This is a genomic window from Clostridium sp. HMP27 (genome assembly GCF_000765165.1).
Lineage (GTDB): Bacteria > Bacillota > Clostridia > Clostridiales > Clostridiaceae > Clostridium_AK.
Window position 1 is genome coordinate 139,762 of record NZ_JMFY01000001.1, and the last position, 21,399, is coordinate 161,160.

The following is a 21,399-nucleotide window of genomic DNA, read 5'->3' on the forward strand; positions in this document are numbered from 1 at the left end:
TAATTTATTATGCATAACTCACCAAACTTAACTGAAAAAGAACTAATGCAAGATCTTTTAACATCAGAAAAACAAGGAGTTACATCTTATGCTACATTTATTACAGAAACTTCTTGTCCGAATTTAAGAGGAGTGCTTATGAATAATTTCAAAAGTATTGAAGGTACTCAATACAAAGTATTTGATGCTATGAGAAATTTAGGATGGTATCAAACACAAGATGCACCCACAGAAGATGTTCAGACAGTAAAAACTAATGCTGTAGTAATGGAAAAAGAATTAAAATAAGAAAGATAATAAAAGTAAAAGGCTCGCCATAGGCGGGCTTTTTATTATGAATCAATATATGGTAATTTACAAGTTAAAGTAAATTGACAATTACGTAAGTATGTTTAATAATTAAGGGGAAAATATTTACTTATGATTATTGTATTCATGGAGGGGTTAAGATGGATTATATTAGTGAAGTCAACATAAATGAGGCTATAATACATGTATTAGATAATAATGCAGATGAACCTATATTAAATGAACAAAGATTAACATTAAATGAAGAAGTATATACCTTTCTACTTAAACACATTCAAAGATGCTTAAAGGATGAAGAACTTAAGTATGCTAAGTTTAAGGAAGAGAGAAATATCATAAAAGAGCTAAGCCAAGAATATTTATCTGCTCAAGGAAATTTCATAGAAGTATCAAAGGAAATAGGGAGACAATTATTCATATTAATGCAGTCTAATGGGAATATACCTTCCGCAGATCTTATAGTAGTAAGTATATCAACAGAAAGAGGCAATATGATTGGAATTATAAAGATGGATTATGTTAAAAATTACACTCATAGTATAAACTTTAATGGAGAAAAAATTGATATAGATATAATTCCAGACCATACGGGACTTCCAGCTAGCAGTCAAAAGATACAAAAATGTGCATTTATAAAATTTATAGATCCAGAACAAGAGTATGATTTACTAGTTATGGATAAGCAAAAAAAGAATAAAGAAGAAGAGTATGGCTCCAACTATTTTATAAATAAGTTTTTAGGTTGTAAAATTGTTGAAAATGAAAGGGATATGACCAAAAACTTTGTAAGAGCTGCAGAAGAATGGACTAGAACAAACTTTAATGAAAATGCAGATAAGGCTGAAAAGGTAAGGAGTTCTATTAAGAAAAAGCTTAAACAAGAAGAAAACTTGAACTTACATGAAGTAACAGATCATATATTTGGCGAAGACAAAGAAAAAAAAGCAAGTTTTGTGGATTACGTTTCTTCAGAAGGAGTTCAAGATAATATAATATTAGATAGAGATTGGATAGAAAAAAAGTTTAAAAGAATAAGATTAAAGATAGATAAGGACATTGATCTTTATATAAACGAACAAGCCTATGATGATATAAATAGATTTCAAATACATAGGAATGGGGATGGAACTATAGATATTGTTATAAAGGGAGTTGTTAATTATATTGAAAAGTAATATTAGGGGTTAGGAGTAAGGCACTAGGAATAAGAATTTAAAAGAATTTCTAGTTCCTAATCTCTGCTCAAATAAGAAACAAATAGCTTCAACTTAAAAAGTAACCCATCAGTTTTAAATATAACTGATGGGTTACTACAATATTCTCAGTATTAACTATTAATTAAATTAAAGACTGTTAGATGAACCTAAAACATTTTTAATTTTGTTTTGAACAAGACCTTCTATAGCTTCTCTTCCAGCACCTAAGTATTTTCTTGGGTCTATTTCTTTTGGATTTTGTGCTAAAACTTTTCTTATGGAAGCTGTTAACGAAAGTCTTAAATCTGTATCCATGTTTATTTTACAAACAGCCATGGAAGATGCTTTTCTTAACATTTCATTAGGAACTCCCTTTGCTCCAGCAATTTCTCCACCAAATTCATTGCACATTTCAACGAAAGTAGGTTCCACGGAAGAAGCACCATGAAGAACTATTGGGAAGTTGTGTATTCCTTCTGCTTCAAGTTTTTCTGTTATAGAAGCTAGTCTATCAAAGTCAAGTTTAGCCTCTCCTTTAAATTTGTAAGCTCCATGACTTGTTCCAATAGCTATAGCTAAGGAATCAACTCCAGTTCTCTTTACGAAATCAACTGCTTCGTTAGGATCTGTATATGTAGCTTCATGACCTGCAACTTTAACATCATCTTCTACACCAGCAAGTTTACCAAGTTCAGCTTCTACTACAACTCCTTTGGAGTGAGCATACTCTACAACTTCTTTTGTAAGCCTTACATTTTCTTCATAATCATAATGAGAACCATCAAACATAACAGATGTAAATCCAGATTCTATGGCAAGTTTAACTTGATCCATGTTAGCACCGTGATCTAAATGTAGTGCAATATCAATACCCGTGTCTTCAATAGCAGCATCAACCATATGTTTTAAATATTTAGGACCAGCATATTTTAATGCACCAGCAGAAACTTGAAGAATAACAGCAGAGTTTTCAGCTTTTGCAGCATTTACAACTCCTTGAATTATTTCCATGTTATTAATATTGAATGCACCTATTGCATATTTCCCTTCAAAAGCTTTTTTAAACATTTCCTTTGTTGTAACTAAAGCCATTTATATCACCTTCCATACCAAATTTGTATTTATACTATATATATTATAAATCATGGTAAAATAATTTGCTACAATTATTAAAAAATATTACACAATGTTTGCATTTGGAGAAATAAGTGTAGCATATATATTATAAATGAGTGATAAATATCAAAATATATTTTGAGTGTTAATTTTTTCTAGATTAAGTATATGCTCAAATAAAAATTTTATAGCATAAATGCTTGCCATAGACTCATCTTTGTTATGATAATTAACATATTGTGTTAATTTGCTAATTTCACTATGAATATTATCTATTTCTCGATGATGCACGAATATACATATTTTATTAGAGTGTGTATTCCATTCAGTCATGAGTTTTTTTACAGTAATATTAGCTTCATCCCATTTTTCTTCTATAATAAATTTTTCTAGGTTACTATTAGTTGTAGACATGGAAGTACAAGTGTTTGAAAGAAAAAATATAGAATAAATCATAGTGCTTATCATAGTTAAAAATAAGATTAGGGGAAGGAATATGTTTTTCATAAAAGTCACGTCCTTTTTTGATAATAAAACTCTCCTTTAGAATTTATTAATGCTATAAAAATTTCATCTACAGAATTCACTCCAGAAGACTTTAGTTTTGATAGAAGTTTATCTTCAGTCATTTTAACAAGCTTTAGGTTTTCATGATTTATTTTTCCATCAAGAATTAAGGTTATAGGAAGACTATCTTGTTTTGTTTTAATATTCAAATCTTGTTTTGTAACAGGAGTAGAATCCGTCTTAGGTATGATAGATAGTTGGCCGCTGGTTTCTAAAATGGCATATTGAACATCTTGGATATTATAAAAGCCCTGAAGACGGAGCTCCTCCATCAAGTCATTTATATTAAATTTTTGATGCTTTAGTTCATTGATATCTATTTGCCCATCTTCTATCAAAATACTAGGTTTCCCATTTACTATATTTCTAAGTTTTTCACTTTTTAATTGTAATATTACTAGGGAAGCTTGCAAAACTATTAAAGTTATTATAGGTATAACTCCATGAATTAATGGTACCTCTGTATCTTGCATTGGAAGTGATGCCAGTTCCGAAATCATTATAGTTATAGCAAGTTCAAAAGGCTCTAGCTGACCAATTTGCTTTTTACCCATTATTCTCATAGCTATAATTACTATAAAGTATAATATAATAGTTCTTATAAGTACTATAAACAAAATATCACCCCTCTATAATGTATATTTTTTCTTAAAAATTTCAAAATTATTAGTAAAGTTAGATTAATTTTCACAAATTTAAAGTATAATATTAGTACAATAAATATAGGGGGATAATATATGGCACAGTTTAAATTAAATTTACCAGGCTCAAATAACGTGATTGTAGAAGAAGGTACCGACATTAAATCTGTAGTAGATAAATACTTAAGTGATATTAAGCTTCCAGCTATTTTGGGGAAAATAAACTATCAGACTTATGAACTTAATAGTCCTGTGAAAGAAAATGGTACTCTTCAAGTAATTGATATTACAAATAGTATAGGGCTTAAGGCTTATATAAGAACTCTTCAGTTTATACTTATAAAGGCTGTATTAGATATTTTCCCCAAGGCTAAAATAAGTATAGAACATTCCTTAAGTAAGGGAATATATGGAGAAATAGAAAAAGAAACCCCTTTAAATGAGGAAGAAATTATAAAGATTAAGGATAAAATGAAAGATCTCATAAGTTTAGATATTGTAATAAACAAAGTAACTGTTAAAAAGGAAGAAGCCATAAAAATATTTAGCAGTTATGGTATGGATGACAAAATAAGGCTTTTAAAACACGTTAATTTAGAAAAAGTAAGTCTTTATGAGTTAGATGGAAGATATGACTACTTTTATGGGCAAATGGCACCATCTACTGGAGTTATTCAAATGTTTGATTTAATATATTATAAACCAGGTCTTCTTTTAAGATACCCTACAGAAGAAAATCCATTCAAGATTCCAGAGTTGATAGAGCATAAAAAGCTTGCTAAAATTTTTAAAGAAACAGAGGAATGGGGAAGAATATTAGATGTAGCAGATGTAGGATCATTAAATGATAAGGTTGAATCAGGAGAAATGATAGATATAATAAGGGTAGCAGAAGCACTGCATGAAAAAAAGGCAGCATATATTGCAGATATGATAAGTGAAAGAAAGAATACAAAGCTTATATTAATTGCAGGCCCATCATCATCTGGCAAAACAACCTTTGCCAGAAGACTAGGCATACAACTTAGAGTTAATGGGCTTATTCCTGTTCCGCTAGGTCTGGATGACTATTTTGTAGACAGAGATAACACTCCTAAGGATGAAAATGGAGAGTTTGACTTTGAATCTATATTTGCTCTTGATTTGGCGCTTTTTAATAAGAACCTTCAGCAAATACTTAGTGGAATGGAAGTTGAAATACCTACTTATAATTTTAAAAAAGGAAAGAGAGAATGGAATGGAGAAAAAATTAAACTTCCGCCCAATGGAATACTTATAGTAGAAGGTATACATGGATTAAATGAAATGCTTACTGCATCTATTCCTTTTGAAAATAAATTTAAAATATATATAAGTGCCCTTACTCAGTTAAACCTTGATAATCACAATAGAATATCTACAACGGATGTTAGAATAATGCGTAGAATTGTAAGAGATTATTTATCAAGGGGCTATGGAGGAGAAGAAACATTAAAGATGTGGCCTTCCATAAAGAGGGGAGAAGAAAAAAATATATTTGTATACCAGGAAAATGCTGATGTAATGTTTAATTCAACGTTAGTGTATGAGTTATGCGTTCTGAAAAAATTTGCTTTAAGTGAATTGAATAAAATACAGCCTGAAAGTAGTGTTTATTATCAGGCGCAAAAGCTTAAGAGCTTTTTAAACTTCTTTAAGGACGTAGACGTGAGCTTTGTACCTGAAAATTCAATTTTAAGAGAATTTATAGGGGGAAGTTGTTTTTATAAGTACTAAAGAAAAGGTGGTTTAATATGAAAAAGTTTGGTGTATTCGATATTGTAGGACCTATAATGATAGGGCCATCAAGTTCTCATACTGCTGGAGCAGCAAGGCTTGGAAAGATAGCCAGAATTATAGCAGGTAAGGGAATAAAGTCTGTGGAATTTTACTTGCATGGTTCTTTTGCCAAAACTTATAAAGGACATGGAACGGACAGAGCATTAGTTGCTGGAATACTTGGCATGGATCCGTGGGATGAAAGACTTAGGGATTCCATAAAAATAGCTAAGGATAAGAATATAGATATAACATTCCATGAAGCTGATTTAGGAGATGTCCATCCAAATACGGTAAAGTTTATAATTCATAAGGATGATGGAGCTATAATAGAAGTAATGGGTTCTTCGGTAGGAGGAGGAAATATTGAAATAACTAGAGTAAATGGTGAAGAGATTGAATTTACAGGGGCGTACCCTACTCTTATAATAAATCATATAGATATTCCGGGTATGATTTCTAAAGTTACTGCATTACTATATGAAGGGAATATAAATATTGCCTTTATGAAGGTATATAGAAGTAAAAGAGGAGCAAATGCAACTATGGTATTTGAAACAGATAGCATAGTAGAAGAAAATATAGTACAAAGGATAAAAGATATTCCTTATATAGGAAGTGTCAAAGTAATAAGTCCTACAGAGGAATAAAATTTTAGCTAACTAAGTATACTTAAATAGGAAAAATATTTAAGAGGTGACTATGTCTCACAGAAAGGTAGTTCAAGATTACTATTTAGATATTAATAATTTAGCGGATTTACTGACTAAGTTTACTAATTCTTATAGACTTCTAATTGGAGGTGCTCAAGAGTTAAATGGTATAGCATTAGCTAGTAAAAACGATGTAAAGAAAGCACTACAAAGAGCTAATGAACTAGGGCTCGTTATTGATGATCTTATAGATGTTTTAGATGTATGTGGATGTAATTATATGAACTACTGCAAATTAAAATCTCATGTTATAAAGGCTAAAATTCAAATAAGAAATATTGAAACAGAAGTGGATGAAGAATTAAATCTAAAAGAATAGCTCATTGTAAATTTTTAAAACTTACAATGAGCCTTTTTTATACTTTTTTAAATCTTAATTTGCTTATCATAAGATAAGAGAACATTACCACTAAGATTATTGGCAATATAGGTTGCACCACTCTATCTATAGTTAATAATGAATAAAGAGCTAAAAAGGAACCGGCTGCAGTAATAGGCACACCAGTAAATAATCCATCAAAGGATGTTATGTTATATCTTGCTAATCTATATGCTCCAGACATAGGGAAAATCAACAATAAAAGATAACCTAAAAGTCCCAATTCTGAAAAGCTATATAAGTTAAATACTAATATAGAAGGTGCAACTCCGAAGGATACTAGATCCGCTAATGAATCTAATTCTTTTCCAATCTCGCTTGATACATCTAAAAATCTAGCTACCCTACCATCATATCTATCTATTAATCCAGCAATAAGAATAAATAGAGAGGCCATTTTATAATCAGCTTGAAAAGTCATAATTAAAGACAATACCCCAAAAGCCAAATTACTTAAAGTAAAAATATTAGGGACTGCGTTTTTGTTCATTAAAATATCAACTCCTAAAAATTTTTAATAAATACAATAATATAAATGCGGTTACTATATATTATAACTCAAATCTAATTTATAATTAATAAAAACTTAAAAAAATTATTAAAATTTTTATGAATTAATAATTTTAACAATATTTTACTAGCAAGTATTCTAATAAGTTTAGATTTATATAAATCATATAAAGTATAGTATTATAAATAAATATTCAGGAGAAACTATGACGGGAGGTGTTATGATATGAAAGTAAAAGATATTATGACAAAGAATGTAGCAAGTTTAAATCCAGAGGATACTGTAGAGCATGCAGCACAACTTATGAAGGAATATAACATAGGATCTCTTCCGGTGTGTAATGAAGAGAAGGTAATAGGCATAATTACAGATAGGGATATAGCTATAAGATCCTCAGCAGAAGGAGAAAATGTTCAAAAGCAAACAGTTAGAGACATAATGACATCTAATCCTGTAACTATAAAAAGTGATATAGATGTAGAAGATGCAGCAAGAATAATGAGTGAAAGACAAATAAGAAGATTACCAGTAATTGAAAGTAATAATTTAGTAGGAATGCTCTCTTTAGGAGACGTTTCTGTGGAATCAGGTTCAAATGAAACTGCAGGAGAGGCTTTGAGTAATATTTCAGAACCAAGTACACCTTTGTTATAATAAGGCATCCATTTAGAAAAGGAATTTGTAACAAAATAAAAAGTTTTTATTAACTATCATTTAAAGCCAAATCCACAAGCTTTGTGTATCTTGTGGGTTTGGTAAATATATACTATAATAATTAAGGAAACATCTTATAATTCTGTATGGGTTATTTAAAAAAATAGGAGATCTAGTATGAAAAAAGTAAAATTTATTTATAATCCTTATTCAGGTGAAAATTCAATAATTTCTGATCTAGATAGTATTGTAAAAATACATCAAAGATATAACTATTCTATAGTCCCTTATAGAATAAGTATGGACTATGATTTATCTAAAGCTTTTGATGATATAGACGAGAGTTTTAGTTACATATTGGTTGCTGGAGGAGATGGAACCTTAGATAATGTAGTGAATCATATGAGGAACTTGAATATAAATAAACCTATTGGTATACTTCCCGTGGGAACTGCAAATGATTTTGCTAAGTATTTAGGCATACCTCAAGATGTAGAAGAAGCTTGCATTCAAATTTTAAATAGTAAACCTAAGGGTGTAGATTTAGGGAAAGTTAATGATAAGTATTTTTTGAATGTAGCAAGTACGGGTTTATTTACAGATATATCTCAAAAAACAGATGTGAATTTAAAAAATAGCTTAGGTAAGCTCGCTTACTATGTAAAAGGGATAGAACAAATACCTAATTTTAGAAAGCTAAGGGTTAAAGTAACCTCGGAAGAAATAACTTATGATGGTGATATGTATTTAATGTTAGTGTTCAATGGACAAACAGCTGGAAATTTAAAATTAGCATATAAAGCTCAGACGGACGATGGCCTATTAGATGTTATTATAATTAAGGCAGCAACTATTAGAGATATGATACCTCTGTTTATAAAAATGATAAGAGGGGATCACTTAGAAGATACTACAAGTATATTGTATTTTAAGACAGGTAATTTACAGGTAGAAACAGAAGAAAATATTGTTACAGATATAGATGGAGAAAGAGGGCCAGATTTTCCTCTTACAATTGAATGTATAAAAGAAGGCATTCAAATGCTTGGCATTGATATAAATCAAGAAAAACATAGCTTAAAAAGACCTGGACTTATAAGGGCAAGATTAAAATAATAAAATGGATACAGAATAAAAATTCTGCATCCATTTATTTTTAGCGTTTTTTTGATTTCTTATTTTTGCTATTCTGTTTATTTGATGAGTTTTTAGGCTCTTTATCTCCAATAAGGCAATGAGCGCCTTTTCCAATAAGGTCTTCACGATTGCATGCTATAAGGGCATCTTTAACTGTATTATAATTTTTAGGTATTTTAAATTGAAGCAAAGCCCTTTGCATATTTTTTTCCTTTTGAGTTTTAGGCGTATATACTTTTTCTCCTGTGAGGGGATTTATTCCAGTATAATATATAGTAGTTGAGAGACTGCCAGGGGTAGGGTAAAAATCCTGCACTTGCTCAGGAATGTATCCCATTTGCTTTATATATTGTGAAAGTTCAACTGCTGCATTTAAGTCACTACCAGGATGGCTAGACATCAGGTAAGGGACCAAATATTGTTTTTTATCTAAATTTTTATTTATAGATTTATATTTATTTATAAACTTTTCGTATACATCATTATTAGGTTTTCCCATATATTTTAATACTTTGTTACTTATATGTTCAGGAGCAACCTTTAGCTGCCCGCTTACATGATGTTTACATAAGTCTTTAAAAAAATCATCCTTTTTATCAAGCATTAAATAATCAAATCTAATACCTGAACGAATGAACACCTTTTTAACATTGGGTAGAGATCTTACTCTTCTTAAAAGACCTAGATATTCACTATGATCTACAATTAAATTTTTGCACGGAGTTGGAAACATACATTGTCTATCTTTACAAGTACCTTTAGTTTCTTGAATTTTGCAAGCTCTGTGTCTAAAATTAGCTGTAGGGCCACCTATATCATGAATATAACCTTTAAAGTCAGGAAGAGTAGTTAAAAGTGTTGCTTCATCTACTATAGAGTCTTGGCTTCTGTTTTGAATAACCCTTCCTTGATGAAAGGTTAAAGCACAAAATGAGCAAGAACCAAAGCATCCTCTATGACTTGTAATGGAAAACTTAACTTCTGTTATGGCAGGAATTCCACCATCTTTTTCATACATTGGATGATAGGTTCTGGTAAATGGAAGGTTATAAACCTCATCCATTTCCCTTTCTGTCAAAGGAACTTGCGGTGGATTTTGAACTATATATTGATCGCCGTGTTTTTGTACTACAGTTTTTCCTCGAATGGCATCTTGTTCATAGTACGAAAGCTTAAAGCTCTCGGCATAGGATTTTTTATCTTCTACGCACTCTTCAAATGAAGGGATTTCCACAAAGTCATTTAAATAACTTATATCTTTTGTAGAATATACAGTACCTAAAACATTATTTATTTTAGATATATCCATTCCGTATTTTAAAAGATCTGCAACTTGAATAATGATTTTTTCTCCCATGCCGTATATTAATAAATCAGCTTTAGAATCTAATAAAATGCTTCTTCGTATTTTATCATCCCAATAATCATAATGTGCAAATCTTCTAAGGCTACCTTCGATTCCTCCTATTATAATAGGAACATCCTTGTATGCTTCACGAGCACGATTGGAGTATACTATTACAGCCCTGTCTGGCCTATAGCCTGATTTGCCGCCTGGAGAATATAAATCATCATGGCGTCTTTTTTTAGAAACAGTATAATGATTAACCATGGAATCGATATTCCCTGAATTTATTAAAAAGGCATATTTAGGTTTTCCTAAAGCTTTAAAACTCTCAGCGCTTTTCCAGTCAGGTTGAGCGATTATGCCTACCGTATATCCCTGGCTTTCTAAGACTCTACTTATTATAGCAGAGCCAAAGGATGGGTGGTCAACATAAGCGTCGCCTGTTATAAGTACAAAGTCAAGCTGACTTATGCCTCGTTGTTTTAAATCCTGTTTATTTACAGGTAAAAAATTTTTATTTAAATTCATATTTATAATAAACTCCTATTCTAATTTTATAGTTTATTGTGTACATATTATAAAGCCTTCTAATTATACTATTATAATCTATTTTGTTAGGTAGTAAACATATTTTAAGAAATATCTAGAAATTTACAAGGGGTAAGAATTCTAATGAATTATTTGTAAAAAAGTATATTTTCTTAATAAATTGAGTACATAATTCATAGGAAACAGTAAATAATAGATAAAAACTGTAGATTTTTTAATCCAAATGTATGTGAAGCTATTTATTAAGGAGATTTAAAGAAATATCAAATTTTATGGTTGCAAATTCTTTATTTAGTAATATAATAATAGTATAATAAAATTTAAAATTTAAGGTTAGGTGAGGCTCCTATATAGAGATACGCTGCTGCCCGGAAACATCGAGAGATGCCAATGGGTCAACAAGTACTACCGAATTAAGGTTTTATTTAACGTAGCTGGACTTTGTCCTCATGCTATATAGTGCTAAAACTCAACGAAAATTATTTTTGTTTGTTTTAGGGAGCCTTTGCGCTCTTTTTGTTTTTTGATTAAGTAATCAGGTGGTGAATTTAAATGGAAAGTGGCCCTCGTAGTGGTCGGACAAACTTAAAAGAATTTAATATGTGCTATGCAGAGGCGTGCTTCTATATTATAAGGTGATTTAAGAAGGGCTCTTTATACTAATACGGTATTCCTCTGCATAGGAAGGAGGAATATTATGAAAAGGGTAGAAAGTTTCTTCTTGAGTAAAATTCTCTATAGAAAAGTATATGATGAATTTGGAGATAACATTGGGAAGCTATGGGACATTTATGTTACCACAGAAGATGGTATGCCAAGGGCAATCGGCTATAAAATTAAAAAGGATGGGGAGATCTTCAATTATGAGTTTAAATTAATTCAGTTTATTGAAGATGATCATGGCAAAATGATAACCAAAGTAAAGGGTGCCAGAGAAATAATTCCTAGAGCATACTCGTATCTCTTATCTAGGCATCTTTTAGATAAGCAGATAGTAGATATAAATGGGAAAAAGGTAGTAAGAGTTAATGACCTTAGAATGGCAGAAATTGCAGGTGAATATAGGGTAATTGCAGTAGACACAGGAATACTTGCGCTAGCTAGAAGGCTTAATATGGAGGTAATTGCAAAAAAAGCATATAATTTTTTTCATAGGAGGCCCGGAGATAGTATTATTATGTGGGATAATGTGGAGTCCCTAGAGATGATAAATAATAACCTTAAGCTATCAGTACCATATAAAAAACTATCAAAGCTTCATCCTGCAGATTTAGCAGATATCTTAGAAGAAATGGACACAAAGTATAGAAGCTTGGTTTTTGAAAGTTTTGATGAAGGCTTAGCTGCAAATATATTAGAAGAAATTGAACCAGAGATTCAGGCTAATATCTTAGAAAATTTGAGTCAAACAAAAAGAGCTGAGGTACTAGATAGTATGCCAAATGATGAAATTGCAGATCTTTTAGATGAGGTAGATGAAGAAACAGCAGAAAAGATACTTTTGACATTAGAAAAGGAAGATGCAGATGAAGTCAGGGAACTCATGACCTATGAAGATGAAACTGCAGGAAGTATAATGAATAAGGATTTCATAGCGTTTAACATAGATATTACTGTTCAGGAAACTATAGAAATTTTAAGGGAAATGAAGCCGGATCATGAAGTTATGCATTATATATATATTATAGATAAAGATGAAAAGTTAAAAGGAGCAGTTTCCTTAACAGATTTAATACTTTCCCCCCTTGATGGGAAACTTACGGATATAATGGTTAATGACTTTGCTAAAATAAAGGATAGTGAAAGTATTAATGAAGCAGTTGAATTGTCTATAAAATATGACTTGCTTGCATTACCTGTAGTAGATGAGGAAGAAAAACTTTGTGGAATTATAATAATAAGCGATATAATAGAAGATATATTTGCTCCTACTTGGAGAAAGAAGTTTAAAAAAGCAGGCTAAATTAAGCCTGCTTTTTTCTATTTAATGAGTATTTTTTTTGGAAATATGCAGAAAATATATTTATATACACAATTTTTAAGGAGGACGCAGTAATGAGGAAGTGCTTAAGCTTCAGAAAAATTGTACTTTATATGATGGTAGGACTTATAGCATATTTCAGTATATACATCTATTTCACACCTTATAATAAGGCATTAGATGTAATTACATATTATTATGGTTCAAAAGGAGATAGAGTTTCCCAAATTCAACAAAAGTTAAAAAATTGGCAGTATTATGATGGTACAGTAGATGGAATATATGGATATGGAACCTATACTGCGGTTAAGAAGTTTCAAGAAAAGAATGGGCTTAAGGTTGATGGAGTGGTAGGTGATGCTACTTTAAAGGCTCTAGGTATATATATAACTTCACAAAGTAACACATCATCACAGGGCAGCAATGGAAATGATCCAAAACCACCAACAAATACTACCAATAATCAAGATGTGCAGCTTTTAGCAAGACTTATAAATGGAGAAGCAAGAGGAGAACCTTATGAAGGGCAAGTAGCTGTAGGAGCGGTAGTTTTAAATAGAACAAGGGATTCGAGATTCCCATCAACCATAGCGGGGGTTATTTATCAACCGGGAGCATTTACAGCTATAGTTGATGGCCAAATAAATGCACAAATGCAGCAAAGTTCAATAAATGCTGCTATAGATGCATTAAATGGATGGGATCCTTCAGGTGGAGCAGTATACTACTTTAATCCTGTTACAGCAACTAGCGGATGGATATGGTCACGTCCATTAATAAAGATTATAGGAAAGCATAGATTCTGTAGATAAAAATTGATGATGATATATATATTTGGGAATTAATATTGTCCATAAATGTCGTAAATTACATAGTTGACAAATAGAAAATAAAGAATATAATAATATTATATAATCCATAGTAAAATAGTCGGAAATACATTGAAAGAGGAAAGTAATATAAATTGAATTTACAGAGAGGAAATCTAGTATGCTGAGAGGATTTCTATATAAAGATTTATATGAAGTGCCCTCTGGAGTATTGCACCGAAATATTAAGTAGGCTGCAACGGAATCAACCGTTAAATTGATAGAGCATATAATGTGCTTGAATATATCACACAATTTTTTGTGTAGAGTGGAATAACGAATAATAACTTCGTCTCTATAAATTAGAGGCGAAGTTTTTTGTATATAATCTTACATCAATATAAACTTTATGCATAATTAAAATTATAAAAAAGGAGATGTTAATATGATATATAACAATGCTTTAGAAATGATAGGAAACACACCTATTTTAAAATTAAATAATATAAATGATAAGAACGCAGCAGAAGTATATGTAAAACTTGAAAAATATAATCCAGGTGGAAGTATAAAAGATAGAGCAGCTCTTGGTATGATAGAAAAAGCTGAAAGACTAGGACTTATTAAAAAGGGAGACACTATAGTTGAGCCTACTAGTGGTAATACTGGTATTGGACTGGCTATGGCAGGAAAGTTAAAGGGGTATAAGGTTATAATTGTTATGCCAGATACAATGAGTATTGAGAGGAGAAATACAATAAGTGCTTATGGAGCTGAGCTAGTGTTAACAGATGGAAAGCTTGGAATGAAAGGCGCAATAGAAAAAGCGGAGGAGCTAGTTAAAGATTCTGAAGGATTCTATATACCTCAACAGTTTGAAAATGAAGCTAATCCAGAAAGGCATTACGAGACTACTGCAGAGGAAATAATAAAGGATATTCCAGATATTGATACATTTGTAGCTTCTGTAGGTACAGGCGGAACAATTATTGGAGTAGGAAGAAAACTAAAACAATTAAAAAATGATATAAAAATCATAGCTATAGAGCCTGAAAAATCTCCACTCATTTCAGGAGGGAAAGCTGCACCTCATAAGATTCAAGGGATAGGAGCTAATTTTATACCAGGAATATATGATGATAGTGTTGTAGATGAAGTAATTACTGTAACGGATGAAGAAGCATTTGAATATGCTAGGCTTATGGCAAGTGAAGAGGGCATAATGGTTGGAATATCATCAGGAGCGAATATAGCTATTGCACTTAAAGTTGCAAAGAAGCTAGGAGTTGGTAGAAAAGTAGTTACTGTAGCACCAGATGGAGGAGAGAAGTACCTATCAACAGGACTATATGATTAGTAAAAGGAGTTTGAGAAAGATTTATGTTTAGTAAATTGAAATACGATTTAGATTTTGTATTAAAAAATGATCCTGCTGCAAGAAATAGATTAGAAGTATTACTTTTATATCCATCTATTCATGCGTTAATAAATCATAGAATGGCACACTTTTTTTATAAGAAAAACATGTTTTTTATGGCAAGGCTTATTTCTCAAATATCTAGATTTTTTACAGGAATAGAAATTCATCCAGGAGCAACAATAGGGAGAGGGCTATTTATAGACCATGGTATGGGAGTAGTTATAGGAGAAACAGCAGAAGTAGGGGATAATGTAATAATGTATCATGGTGTTACTTTAGGTGGAACTGGTAAAAATAAGGGAAAAAGACACCCCACTGTTGGAAGTAATGTAGTTATAGGAGCAGGAGCTAAGGTTTTAGGACCAATATCATTAGGTATAAATTCTAAGATAGGAGCTAATGCGGTTGTTTTAAAGGATGTGCCTGAAAACTGTACTGCTGTTGGAATACCTGCAAAAGTTGTAAAATGTGATGATAATCCTATAATAAAAATAGATGATTATAGAAACAAGATAAAGGGATTATAGATGAGTATGAATTATAAAGAAAGTATAATAAAATTTTGTGAAAACTTGGGCCTAGATACTATAGGATTTACAAGACTTAAAAGATTTGATGAATTACATGAATTCTTAGAATCTAGAAGGCAAGATGGATTGGAAAATGAATTTGAAATAGAAGATATAGAAAGCAGAATAAACCCAATGCTTTATATGGAGGAAGGAAAGACAATTATTTCAATTGCCTTTCCTTATCTCTTTAGTAAAGAGATAAGCCGAGATATATACTTTTCTAAATACACTAGAGGTGGGGACTATCACAAAGTAGTGTCGATGTATTTAAAAAGAATATGTGAATATATAGAAAGTATTGGGGGAAGGTCTAAATATTTTGTGGATAGTAATGCATTGCCTGAACGATACATAGCACATTTATGTGGTATAGGATTTCTTGGGAAAAATAATATGATAATTACAAAAAAATATGGGTCTTATGTATTTTTAGGAGAAATAATAACAGATTTGTCTATAGAAGAGGATACACCTATAAAATGTGGATGCAATGAATGTGATTTATGCATAAAAGCTTGTCCTACTAAATGTATAAATAAAGAAAAAACTAATCCTAATATATGTTTGTCCTATATAACTCAAAAAAAGCATATTGAAGACGAATGGTTTGATAAAATTAATGGAAGGATATTTGGATGTGATACCTGTCAGGACTTATGTCCTTTTAATAGGTATGCCGAATTATCTAATATAAATGAGTTTAAGCCTTTTGAATATATGCAGAGCATAAATGAATATGAAATTCTAAATTTAAATAATAAAGCCTTTAAGGCCAAATATGCAAGTACTTCTTCTGGTTGGAGAGGAAAAAATATTCTTACAAGAAATACCATGATACATCTTATGAAGAATAGAAAATATAAGGGGCCCATATCCTTTAATTCACCTTACCTTGAGGATTATTATTGTAGACTTTTAAAACATTTCAAATTATAATTTAATTATAATATATTGTTTTGAGGAAAGGTGGAACTAGTATGATTTCTCCATTAGCTGTAAAAATCATATCCAAATTGCCAAGGGGCATGGTATGTTTCTTAGCTAAAAGGATAGTAAATAGATACATGAATAAATATGCACATATAAAGGTTACTGGTATGGAAAATTTAAGGGACATAAAAAAGCCTATACTTTTTATATGTAATCATTTAAGTAATTCGGATGCTTTGGTTTTGATGGAAGTGTTTAAGGATTACGATTTAACGTTTGTAGCAGGAGCAAAACTTTCAAATAATCCATTAACAAATCTTGGGATAAGCATTGCAAAAACAATAACAATTAAACCAAATACTGCTGATAAGGATGCCTTATCAAGTATAATAAAGGCATTAAGAGCGGGAAATAATATACTTATATTCCCCGAGGGTACAAGAAGTAGAACTGCAAGTTTAATAGAAGGGAAAAAAGGGGCAGTTTTAATTCAAAAGCTATCTAAGGCCACAGTAATTCCAGTGGCAATGCATGGAACAGAAAAGCTTTTGCCTATAAATGATAGTGATATGGGCGGTGAAAAATTTCAACATGCAAAAGTATATGTAAATGTAGGAAAAGCAATAGATATACCTTTAAAAGAAAAGGAAGAAGATAAGCATGATTATGAAGAAAGAATAATTACATGTTTTATGAAAAGTATAGCAGCGCTACTACCTGAGGACTATAGGGGAATATATAAATAGTAAAGGTGTGGTGATTTATTTGGAAAAGGAAAATATAGATAAGGTAATTGAAATTTTAGGAGAAACTTATCCAAATGCAGAATGTGAATTGAATTTTAAATCACCTTATGAGCTTTTAGTTGCTACAATTTTATCTGCACAATGCACAGATAAAAGAGTAAATGTAGTTACTGGTGAATTATTTAAGGAGTATAATACTCCTGAAAAAATGGTAGAGTTAACAGAAGAGGAACTAGGTGAAAAGATAAGAAGCTGTGGGTTTTATAAAAATAAGAGCAAAAACATACTAGAGACATCAAAATCTATAATAATGGAACATAGTGGAGAAGTGCCAAGAACTATGGAACAGCTTATAAGTCTTCCTGGGGTTGGAAGAAAAACCGCAAATGTAGTATTATCTAATGCATTTGGTGTTCCGGCAATTGCTGTAGATACCCATGTATTTAGGGTATCAAATAGAATAGGAATTGCTCATGGGAATACTCCTGAACAAGTGGAACAGGAACTTATGACAAATGTACCCAAAAATATGTGGAGTATTACTCATCATTATTTAATATGGCATGGGAGAAATATATGCAAAGCTCGGAAGCCTGATTGCGAGATATGCCCTGTAGCGCCATATTGCAAGTATTACTTAGAAAATGTTTCAACTATTTAAAATTTACATAAAGGGGATGTTGTAATGAATATTAAGGAAGAAGCATTAAAATTGCACAGTGAGAAGAAGGGTAAATTAGAAGTAATAGGTAAAGTAGAAGTTAAGAATAGGCAAGACTTGGCATTGGCATATACACCAGGAGTTGCAGAACCATGTCTCAAAATTGCAGAGGATAAAGAAAAAGCATATGAATATACTATAAAAGGAAATACCATAGGTGTTGTAACTAATGGAACTGCAGTTTTAGGTCTTGGAAATATAGGACCTCTTGCAGGGCTTCCAGTTATGGAGGGGAAAGCATTGTTATTTAAGGAGTTTTCAGGAATAGATGCTTTTCCAATATGCATAGATAGTGAGGATCCAGAAGAAATCATTAAAACTGTAAAGCTTATATCACCTGTATTTGGAGGGATAAACTTAGAAGATATAAAGGCACCTGAATGTTTTTATATAGAAAAGAGACTAAAGGAAGAGCTTAATATACCTGTATTCCATGATGATCAACATGGTACAGCGATAGTGGTTTTGGCAGGACTTTATAATGCACTTAAGTTAGTTGGTAAGGAAATTTCAAAGGCAAAAATAGTTATAAACGGAGCAGGTTCAGCTGGAATCGCTATATGTAAGCTTTTATTAAATGCAGGGGCTCAAAACATAGTTATGTGTGACATTAAGGGTGCATTAGTAGAGGGAGATGAAACATTAAACTCAGCACAGCAGGAAATTGCAAAGGTTACAAATAGGGAAAAAGAAATAGGAACATTAAAAGATATTATAAAAGGAAGAGATGTATTTATAGGAGTTTCTGCACCTAATATAGTAACTAAAGAAATGGTAAGTACTATGAATGAAGATAGCATACTATTTGCTATGGCAAACCCAACACCTGAAATAATGCCTGATGAAGCAAAACTAGGTGGAGCAAGAGTAGTAGCTACAGGAAGATCAGATTTTCCTAATCAAATAAATAATGTTTTAGTATTTCCAGGAATATTTAAGGGAGCGCTAGAAGCAAGAGCAACAGGAATAACTGAAGAAATGAAACTTGCAGCAGCAAAGGGGATTGCAAGTATAGTTAAAGATGAAGAACTAAAAGATGATTATATAATTCCGGATGTATTTAACAAGGCAGTATGTGAAGCGGTAGCAAATGAAGTAAAAAGAATAGCAAGGAACAGTTAATTAGGGGTAAGGAACTAGGTGCTAATAAGGGTAGGAATTTAATCAATGTGTAAATTCTACCCTTATTAGCACCTATAAAAGTTTTCTTCTTAAAAAATCCAATGCAGAAGTTACGGTTCTTTCACGCACACTTTGCCTGTCGCCAGGTAAGTTTAATTTCTTCACATAAGTGTTACCTTTTATATAAAGCCCAATGTATACAAGGCCTACAGGTTTTTCATCTGTCCCACCATCTGGTCCTGCAATGCCTGTTATTGAAATGCCTATATCAGTACCAGAAGTTCTTGCAACTCCTTCAGCCATTTCTATTGCAGTATTTTCGCTTACTGCACCGTAAGTTTCCAAGGTTTCTTTTTTTACACCAAGCCTTTTCATCTTAGCTTCATTACTATAAGTAACACATCCGTCCATAAATATTTCAGATATGCCAGGATAGTTTATAAGCCTTCCTGAAAGAAGACCGCCAGTACAGGATTCTGCAGTAGATAAGCTTAGTTTTTTTTCAATTAGCATTTGAGCTACTACGTTTTCTAATGCAGTTTCTCCTTCGCCATAAATATTCTCACCTATAATATCACGTATTTCGCTTTCTACAGGAGATATAAGTTTAAATGCCTCTTCTCTATTTGAAGCTTTAGCGGTAATTCTCAAAGTAACTTCATTTTCCTTTGAATAAGGAGCTACAGTAGGATTGGTTTGATTTTCTATTATATGAGATATTTGAGTTGCTACAGAAGATTCCCCAATACCACAAATTCTTAAGGTCTTAGATATTAAAATACCCTGCTGAAACTTTTTAAGATATGGAACAACGTAATTTTCAAACATAGGTTTATTTTCCTTAGGGGGACCAGGCAGTAAGATAAGAATTTTACCGTTATCTTCTATAATGCAGCCAGGAGCAGTGCCATGATAATTGGCAAGTACAATTGAACCTTCTGGAAAATAAGCTTGTTTTTTATTGTTTTCAGTTAAAGTTCTATTAAGAGTTTTAAAAAAAGCATCTATTTTATCTAAAGATTCCTTATGAAGTACTAATTTTTTATTAAAGTAAGCAGAACCTACTTCCTTTGTTAGGTCATCTGTAGTAGGACCAAGTCCACCTGTAGTTATTACTATATCAGATCTTTTAAAAGAAGTTTTTAATTCCTCGGTGAGTCTCTCTGAATTATCTCCAATTACAGATTGATGGTATACAAAGATGCCCATATCTGCAAGAGATTTTGAAAGATACTGAGCATTAGTATTTATTATATCTCCTAAAAGAATTTCTGTGCCCACAGCAATAATTTCAGCCTTCATTATCAACCACATCCTTATTTTTATATATTATTATTTTATCACAAAAAAAGCTTTTAGACGTTGTATGGATTCATAAAAAGTTTTAAAACCATATTGAGTTTAAGTTAATGTTTTAATAATTATAATGATAACTTTAAAGAGAATTACATATACTGATTAAGGGAAATATAATATGTACCAAACTGATGTAGTGACTAGAAAGGAGTAAAATTAACTAAAAGCTAACAAATAGCAGAATTGACAACTATAGCTATATGCTTGATAATTAATCTAACATAATAAAAAGGAGAGTGTATGGCAGTATGAATAAAACCTTGAAAACTGTACTAATAGTGCTGGCAGTAATTTTAGTTCTAGTGGCACCAGTAATATCTAGTTATAACAAGATGATTACTTTAGATCAAAAGGTTAAAAAGGCAGAGTCAAATATAGATACTCAATTAAAAAGAAGGTCTGACTTAATTCCCAATTTAGTGGAAACGGTAAAGGGATATGCAACTCAAGAAAAGGATATATTTACTGACATAGCTAATGCTCGTGCCAAACTTGGAGGAGCACAATCTGTAGGAGAAAAAGCTAATGCAGACAGTCAATTATCTGGAGCGCTTGGAAGACTTTTAGTGGTTGTAGAACAATACCCACAATTAAAATCCAACGAGAATTTTAGAGACTTAACTACAAATCTTGAGGGAACAGAAAATAGAATAAATATAGCAAGGCAAGATTATAACGAAGCTGTGGATGAGTATAATACAAGTATAAGAAAGTTCCCAGCGTCTATAGTAGCTTCTATATTTAGATTTGAGCAAAGAGAATATTATAAAATTGACGAGGGCTCAAGAGAAGTACCTAAAGTAGATTTTAATATGGGCAAATAAG

At 31.4% G+C, this 21,399-nt stretch carries 22 protein-coding genes, 1 riboswitch and 1 other annotated feature; of the genes, 16 read left to right on the forward strand and 6 right to left on the reverse strand.

Features of this window, described 5'->3' with window-relative positions; genetic code table 11:
• The first annotated feature begins 9 nt into the window (after nt 1-9).
• Together DP68_RS00670 and DP68_RS00675 are read left to right on the forward strand one after the other, a co-directional pair.
• Complete coding sequence (locus DP68_RS00670; RefSeq protein ID WP_035304780.1) at nt 10-288, forward strand: spore coat protein; 279 nt, start codon at nt 10-12, stop codon at nt 286-288.
• A gap of 161 nt (nt 289-449) precedes the next feature.
• Nucleotides 450-1,484: a nucleoid-associated protein gene (locus DP68_RS00675; RefSeq protein WP_035304783.1), complete on the forward strand. Its 1,035-nt coding sequence runs from the start codon at nt 450-452 to the stop codon at nt 1,482-1,484.
• A gap of 168 nt (nt 1,485-1,652) precedes the next feature.
• On the opposite strand, the gene fba is transcribed toward DP68_RS00675, so the two are convergent.
• The 3 genes from fba to DP68_RS00690 all read right to left on the reverse strand — a co-directional run bounded on the left by fba (nt 1,653) and on the right by DP68_RS00690 (nt 3,805).
• A complete protein-coding gene (fba, locus tag DP68_RS00680; RefSeq protein WP_035304785.1) occupies nt 1,653-2,597 on the reverse strand; it encodes a class II fructose-1,6-bisphosphate aldolase in 945 nt (314 codons plus the stop codon).
• 150 nt (nt 2,598-2,747) lie between these two features.
• A complete protein-coding gene (locus tag DP68_RS00685; protein WP_035304786.1) occupies nt 2,748-3,128 on the reverse strand; it encodes a DUF4363 family protein in 381 nt (126 codons plus the stop codon).
• A 5-nt stretch (nt 3,129-3,133) separates the two neighbouring features.
• Nucleotides 3,134-3,805, reverse strand: a complete 672-nt coding sequence (locus tag DP68_RS00690) for a DUF421 domain-containing protein (RefSeq protein WP_035304789.1) — start codon at nt 3,803-3,805, stop codon at nt 3,134-3,136.
• A 120-nt stretch (nt 3,806-3,925) separates the two neighbouring features.
• On the opposite strand from DP68_RS00690, the gene DP68_RS00695 reads away from it, so the two are divergent.
• The 3 genes from DP68_RS00695 to DP68_RS00705 are packed head-to-tail and all read left to right on the forward strand — an operon-like array spanning nt 3,926 to nt 6,658.
• Nucleotides 3,926-5,584 (forward strand): nucleoside kinase, encoded by a 1,659-nt coding sequence (locus DP68_RS00695; RefSeq protein WP_035304790.1) that lies wholly within the window; start codon nt 3,926-3,928, stop codon nt 5,582-5,584.
• Nucleotides 5,585-5,601: 17 nt separating this feature from the next.
• On the forward strand, nt 5,602-6,276 hold the full coding sequence (sdaAB, locus tag DP68_RS00700) for an L-serine ammonia-lyase, iron-sulfur-dependent subunit beta (RefSeq protein ID WP_035304792.1): 675 nt from the start codon (nt 5,602-5,604) through the stop codon (nt 6,274-6,276).
• 52 nt (nt 6,277-6,328) lie between these two features.
• Nucleotides 6,329-6,658, forward strand: coding sequence for a hypothetical protein (locus DP68_RS00705; RefSeq protein WP_035304794.1), 330 nt, complete (start codon nt 6,329-6,331; stop codon nt 6,656-6,658).
• A gap of 37 nt (nt 6,659-6,695) precedes the next feature.
• Here DP68_RS00705 and pssA read toward each other — a convergent pair whose 3' ends face one another.
• Complete coding sequence (gene pssA, locus DP68_RS00710) at nt 6,696-7,208, reverse strand: CDP-diacylglycerol--serine O-phosphatidyltransferase (RefSeq protein WP_035304796.1); 513 nt, start codon at nt 7,206-7,208, stop codon at nt 6,696-6,698.
• A gap of 246 nt (nt 7,209-7,454) precedes the next feature.
• Between pssA and DP68_RS00715 the strand changes: the two genes are divergently transcribed.
• Nucleotides 7,455-7,883 (forward strand): CBS domain-containing protein, encoded by a 429-nt coding sequence (locus DP68_RS00715; RefSeq protein WP_035304798.1) that lies wholly within the window; start codon nt 7,455-7,457, stop codon nt 7,881-7,883.
• Nucleotides 7,884-8,060: 177 nt separating this feature from the next.
• Nucleotides 8,061-8,999, forward strand: a complete 939-nt coding sequence (locus tag DP68_RS00720; protein ID WP_035304800.1) for a YegS/Rv2252/BmrU family lipid kinase — start codon at nt 8,061-8,063, stop codon at nt 8,997-8,999.
• Between the two features lie 40 nt (nt 9,000-9,039).
• Here the strand turns inward: DP68_RS00720 and DP68_RS00725 are convergent, their stop codons facing one another.
• Entirely contained in the window at nt 9,040-10,896 is a 1,857-nt protein-coding gene (locus DP68_RS00725) for a YgiQ family radical SAM protein (protein ID WP_035304802.1), read from the reverse strand.
• A 343-nt stretch (nt 10,897-11,239) separates the two neighbouring features.
• Nucleotides 11,240-11,405: riboswitch (M-box (ykoK) riboswitch) on the forward strand.
• A gap of 209 nt (nt 11,406-11,614) precedes the next feature.
• On the opposite strand from DP68_RS00725, the gene DP68_RS00730 reads away from it, so the two are divergent.
• From DP68_RS00730 to DP68_RS00765, 8 genes are all read left to right on the forward strand, one after another.
• Complete coding sequence (locus DP68_RS00730) at nt 11,615-12,880, forward strand: CBS domain-containing protein (RefSeq protein ID WP_035304804.1); 1,266 nt, start codon at nt 11,615-11,617, stop codon at nt 12,878-12,880.
• A gap of 92 nt (nt 12,881-12,972) precedes the next feature.
• Nucleotides 12,973-13,710, forward strand: coding sequence for a spore cortex-lytic enzyme (gene sleB / locus DP68_RS00735; RefSeq protein WP_035304806.1), 738 nt, complete (start codon nt 12,973-12,975; stop codon nt 13,708-13,710).
• A gap of 120 nt (nt 13,711-13,830) precedes the next feature.
• Nucleotides 13,831-14,067 (forward strand) — a binding site (T-box leader).
• Between the two features lie 85 nt (nt 14,068-14,152).
• Nucleotides 14,153-15,064 (forward strand): cysteine synthase A, encoded by a 912-nt coding sequence (gene cysK / locus DP68_RS00740; protein ID WP_035304808.1) that lies wholly within the window; start codon nt 14,153-14,155, stop codon nt 15,062-15,064.
• A 23-nt stretch (nt 15,065-15,087) separates the two neighbouring features.
• Nucleotides 15,088-15,654 carry a serine O-acetyltransferase EpsC gene (gene epsC, locus DP68_RS00745; protein ID WP_035304810.1) on the forward strand — a complete coding sequence of 189 codons (567 nt, stop codon included), beginning with the start codon at nt 15,088-15,090 and terminating at the stop codon, nt 15,652-15,654.
• Between the two features lie 6 nt (nt 15,655-15,660).
• Nucleotides 15,661-16,635, forward strand: a complete 975-nt coding sequence (gene queG / locus DP68_RS00750; protein ID WP_035304971.1) for a tRNA epoxyqueuosine(34) reductase QueG — start codon at nt 15,661-15,663, stop codon at nt 16,633-16,635.
• A gap of 41 nt (nt 16,636-16,676) precedes the next feature.
• Nucleotides 16,677-17,375 carry a lysophospholipid acyltransferase family protein gene (locus DP68_RS00755; protein WP_035304811.1) on the forward strand — a complete coding sequence of 233 codons (699 nt, stop codon included), beginning with the start codon at nt 16,677-16,679 and terminating at the stop codon, nt 17,373-17,375.
• Between the two features lie 19 nt (nt 17,376-17,394).
• Nucleotides 17,395-18,036 carry an endonuclease III gene (gene nth / locus DP68_RS00760; RefSeq protein WP_035304814.1) on the forward strand — a complete coding sequence of 214 codons (642 nt, stop codon included), beginning with the start codon at nt 17,395-17,397 and terminating at the stop codon, nt 18,034-18,036.
• Nucleotides 18,037-18,060: 24 nt separating this feature from the next.
• Nucleotides 18,061-19,218 (forward strand): malic enzyme-like NAD(P)-binding protein, encoded by a 1,158-nt coding sequence (locus tag DP68_RS00765; protein ID WP_035304815.1) that lies wholly within the window; start codon nt 18,061-18,063, stop codon nt 19,216-19,218.
• Nucleotides 19,219-19,290: 72 nt separating this feature from the next.
• On the opposite strand, the gene DP68_RS00770 is transcribed toward DP68_RS00765, so the two are convergent.
• Complete coding sequence (locus tag DP68_RS00770; RefSeq protein WP_035304816.1) at nt 19,291-20,520, reverse strand: competence/damage-inducible protein A; 1,230 nt, start codon at nt 20,518-20,520, stop codon at nt 19,291-19,293.
• A 302-nt stretch (nt 20,521-20,822) separates the two neighbouring features.
• Here DP68_RS00770 and DP68_RS00775 point away from each other — a divergent pair, with 302 nt between their 5' ends.
• Nucleotides 20,823-21,398, forward strand: coding sequence for a LemA family protein (locus DP68_RS00775; RefSeq protein ID WP_035304817.1), 576 nt, complete (start codon nt 20,823-20,825; stop codon nt 21,396-21,398).
• The last annotated feature ends 1 nt before the right edge of the window (nt 21,399 follow it).

Bases quoted from the DNA above. Each gene is read 5' to 3' on its own strand.
- DP68_RS00670 (WP_035304780.1), top strand. From the start codon at position 10: ATGCATAACTCACCAAACTTAACTGAAAAAGAACTAATGCAAGATCTT.
- DP68_RS00675 (WP_035304783.1), top strand. From the start codon at position 450: ATGGATTATATTAGTGAAGTCAACATAAATGAGGCTATAATACATGTA.
- fba (WP_035304785.1), bottom strand. From the start codon at position 2,597: ATGGCTTTAGTTACAACAAAGGAAATGTTTAAAAAAGCTTTTGAAGGG.
- DP68_RS00685 (WP_035304786.1), bottom strand. From the start codon at position 3,128: ATGAAAAACATATTCCTTCCCCTAATCTTATTTTTAACTATGATAAGC.
- DP68_RS00695 (WP_035304790.1), top strand. From the start codon at position 3,926: ATGGCACAGTTTAAATTAAATTTACCAGGCTCAAATAACGTGATTGTA.
- sdaAB (WP_035304792.1), top strand. From the start codon at position 5,602: ATGAAAAAGTTTGGTGTATTCGATATTGTAGGACCTATAATGATAGGG.
- DP68_RS00705 (WP_035304794.1), top strand. From the start codon at position 6,329: ATGTCTCACAGAAAGGTAGTTCAAGATTACTATTTAGATATTAATAAT.
- pssA (WP_035304796.1), bottom strand. From the start codon at position 7,208: ATGAACAAAAACGCAGTCCCTAATATTTTTACTTTAAGTAATTTGGCT.
- DP68_RS00715 (WP_035304798.1), top strand. From the start codon at position 7,455: ATGAAAGTAAAAGATATTATGACAAAGAATGTAGCAAGTTTAAATCCA.
- DP68_RS00720 (WP_035304800.1), top strand. From the start codon at position 8,061: ATGAAAAAAGTAAAATTTATTTATAATCCTTATTCAGGTGAAAATTCA.
- DP68_RS00725 (WP_035304802.1), bottom strand. From the start codon at position 10,896: ATGAATTTAAATAAAAATTTTTTACCTGTAAATAAACAGGATTTAAAA.
- DP68_RS00730 (WP_035304804.1), top strand. From the start codon at position 11,615: ATGAAAAGGGTAGAAAGTTTCTTCTTGAGTAAAATTCTCTATAGAAAA.
- sleB (WP_035304806.1), top strand. From the start codon at position 12,973: ATGAGGAAGTGCTTAAGCTTCAGAAAAATTGTACTTTATATGATGGTA.
- cysK (WP_035304808.1), top strand. From the start codon at position 14,153: ATGATATATAACAATGCTTTAGAAATGATAGGAAACACACCTATTTTA.
- epsC (WP_035304810.1), top strand. From the start codon at position 15,088: ATGTTTAGTAAATTGAAATACGATTTAGATTTTGTATTAAAAAATGAT.
- queG (WP_035304971.1), top strand. From the start codon at position 15,661: ATGAATTATAAAGAAAGTATAATAAAATTTTGTGAAAACTTGGGCCTA.
- DP68_RS00755 (WP_035304811.1), top strand. From the start codon at position 16,677: ATGATTTCTCCATTAGCTGTAAAAATCATATCCAAATTGCCAAGGGGC.
- DP68_RS00765 (WP_035304815.1), top strand. From the start codon at position 18,061: ATGAATATTAAGGAAGAAGCATTAAAATTGCACAGTGAGAAGAAGGGT.
- DP68_RS00770 (WP_035304816.1), bottom strand. From the start codon at position 20,520: ATGAAGGCTGAAATTATTGCTGTGGGCACAGAAATTCTTTTAGGAGAT.
- DP68_RS00775 (WP_035304817.1), top strand. From the start codon at position 20,823: ATGAATAAAACCTTGAAAACTGTACTAATAGTGCTGGCAGTAATTTTA.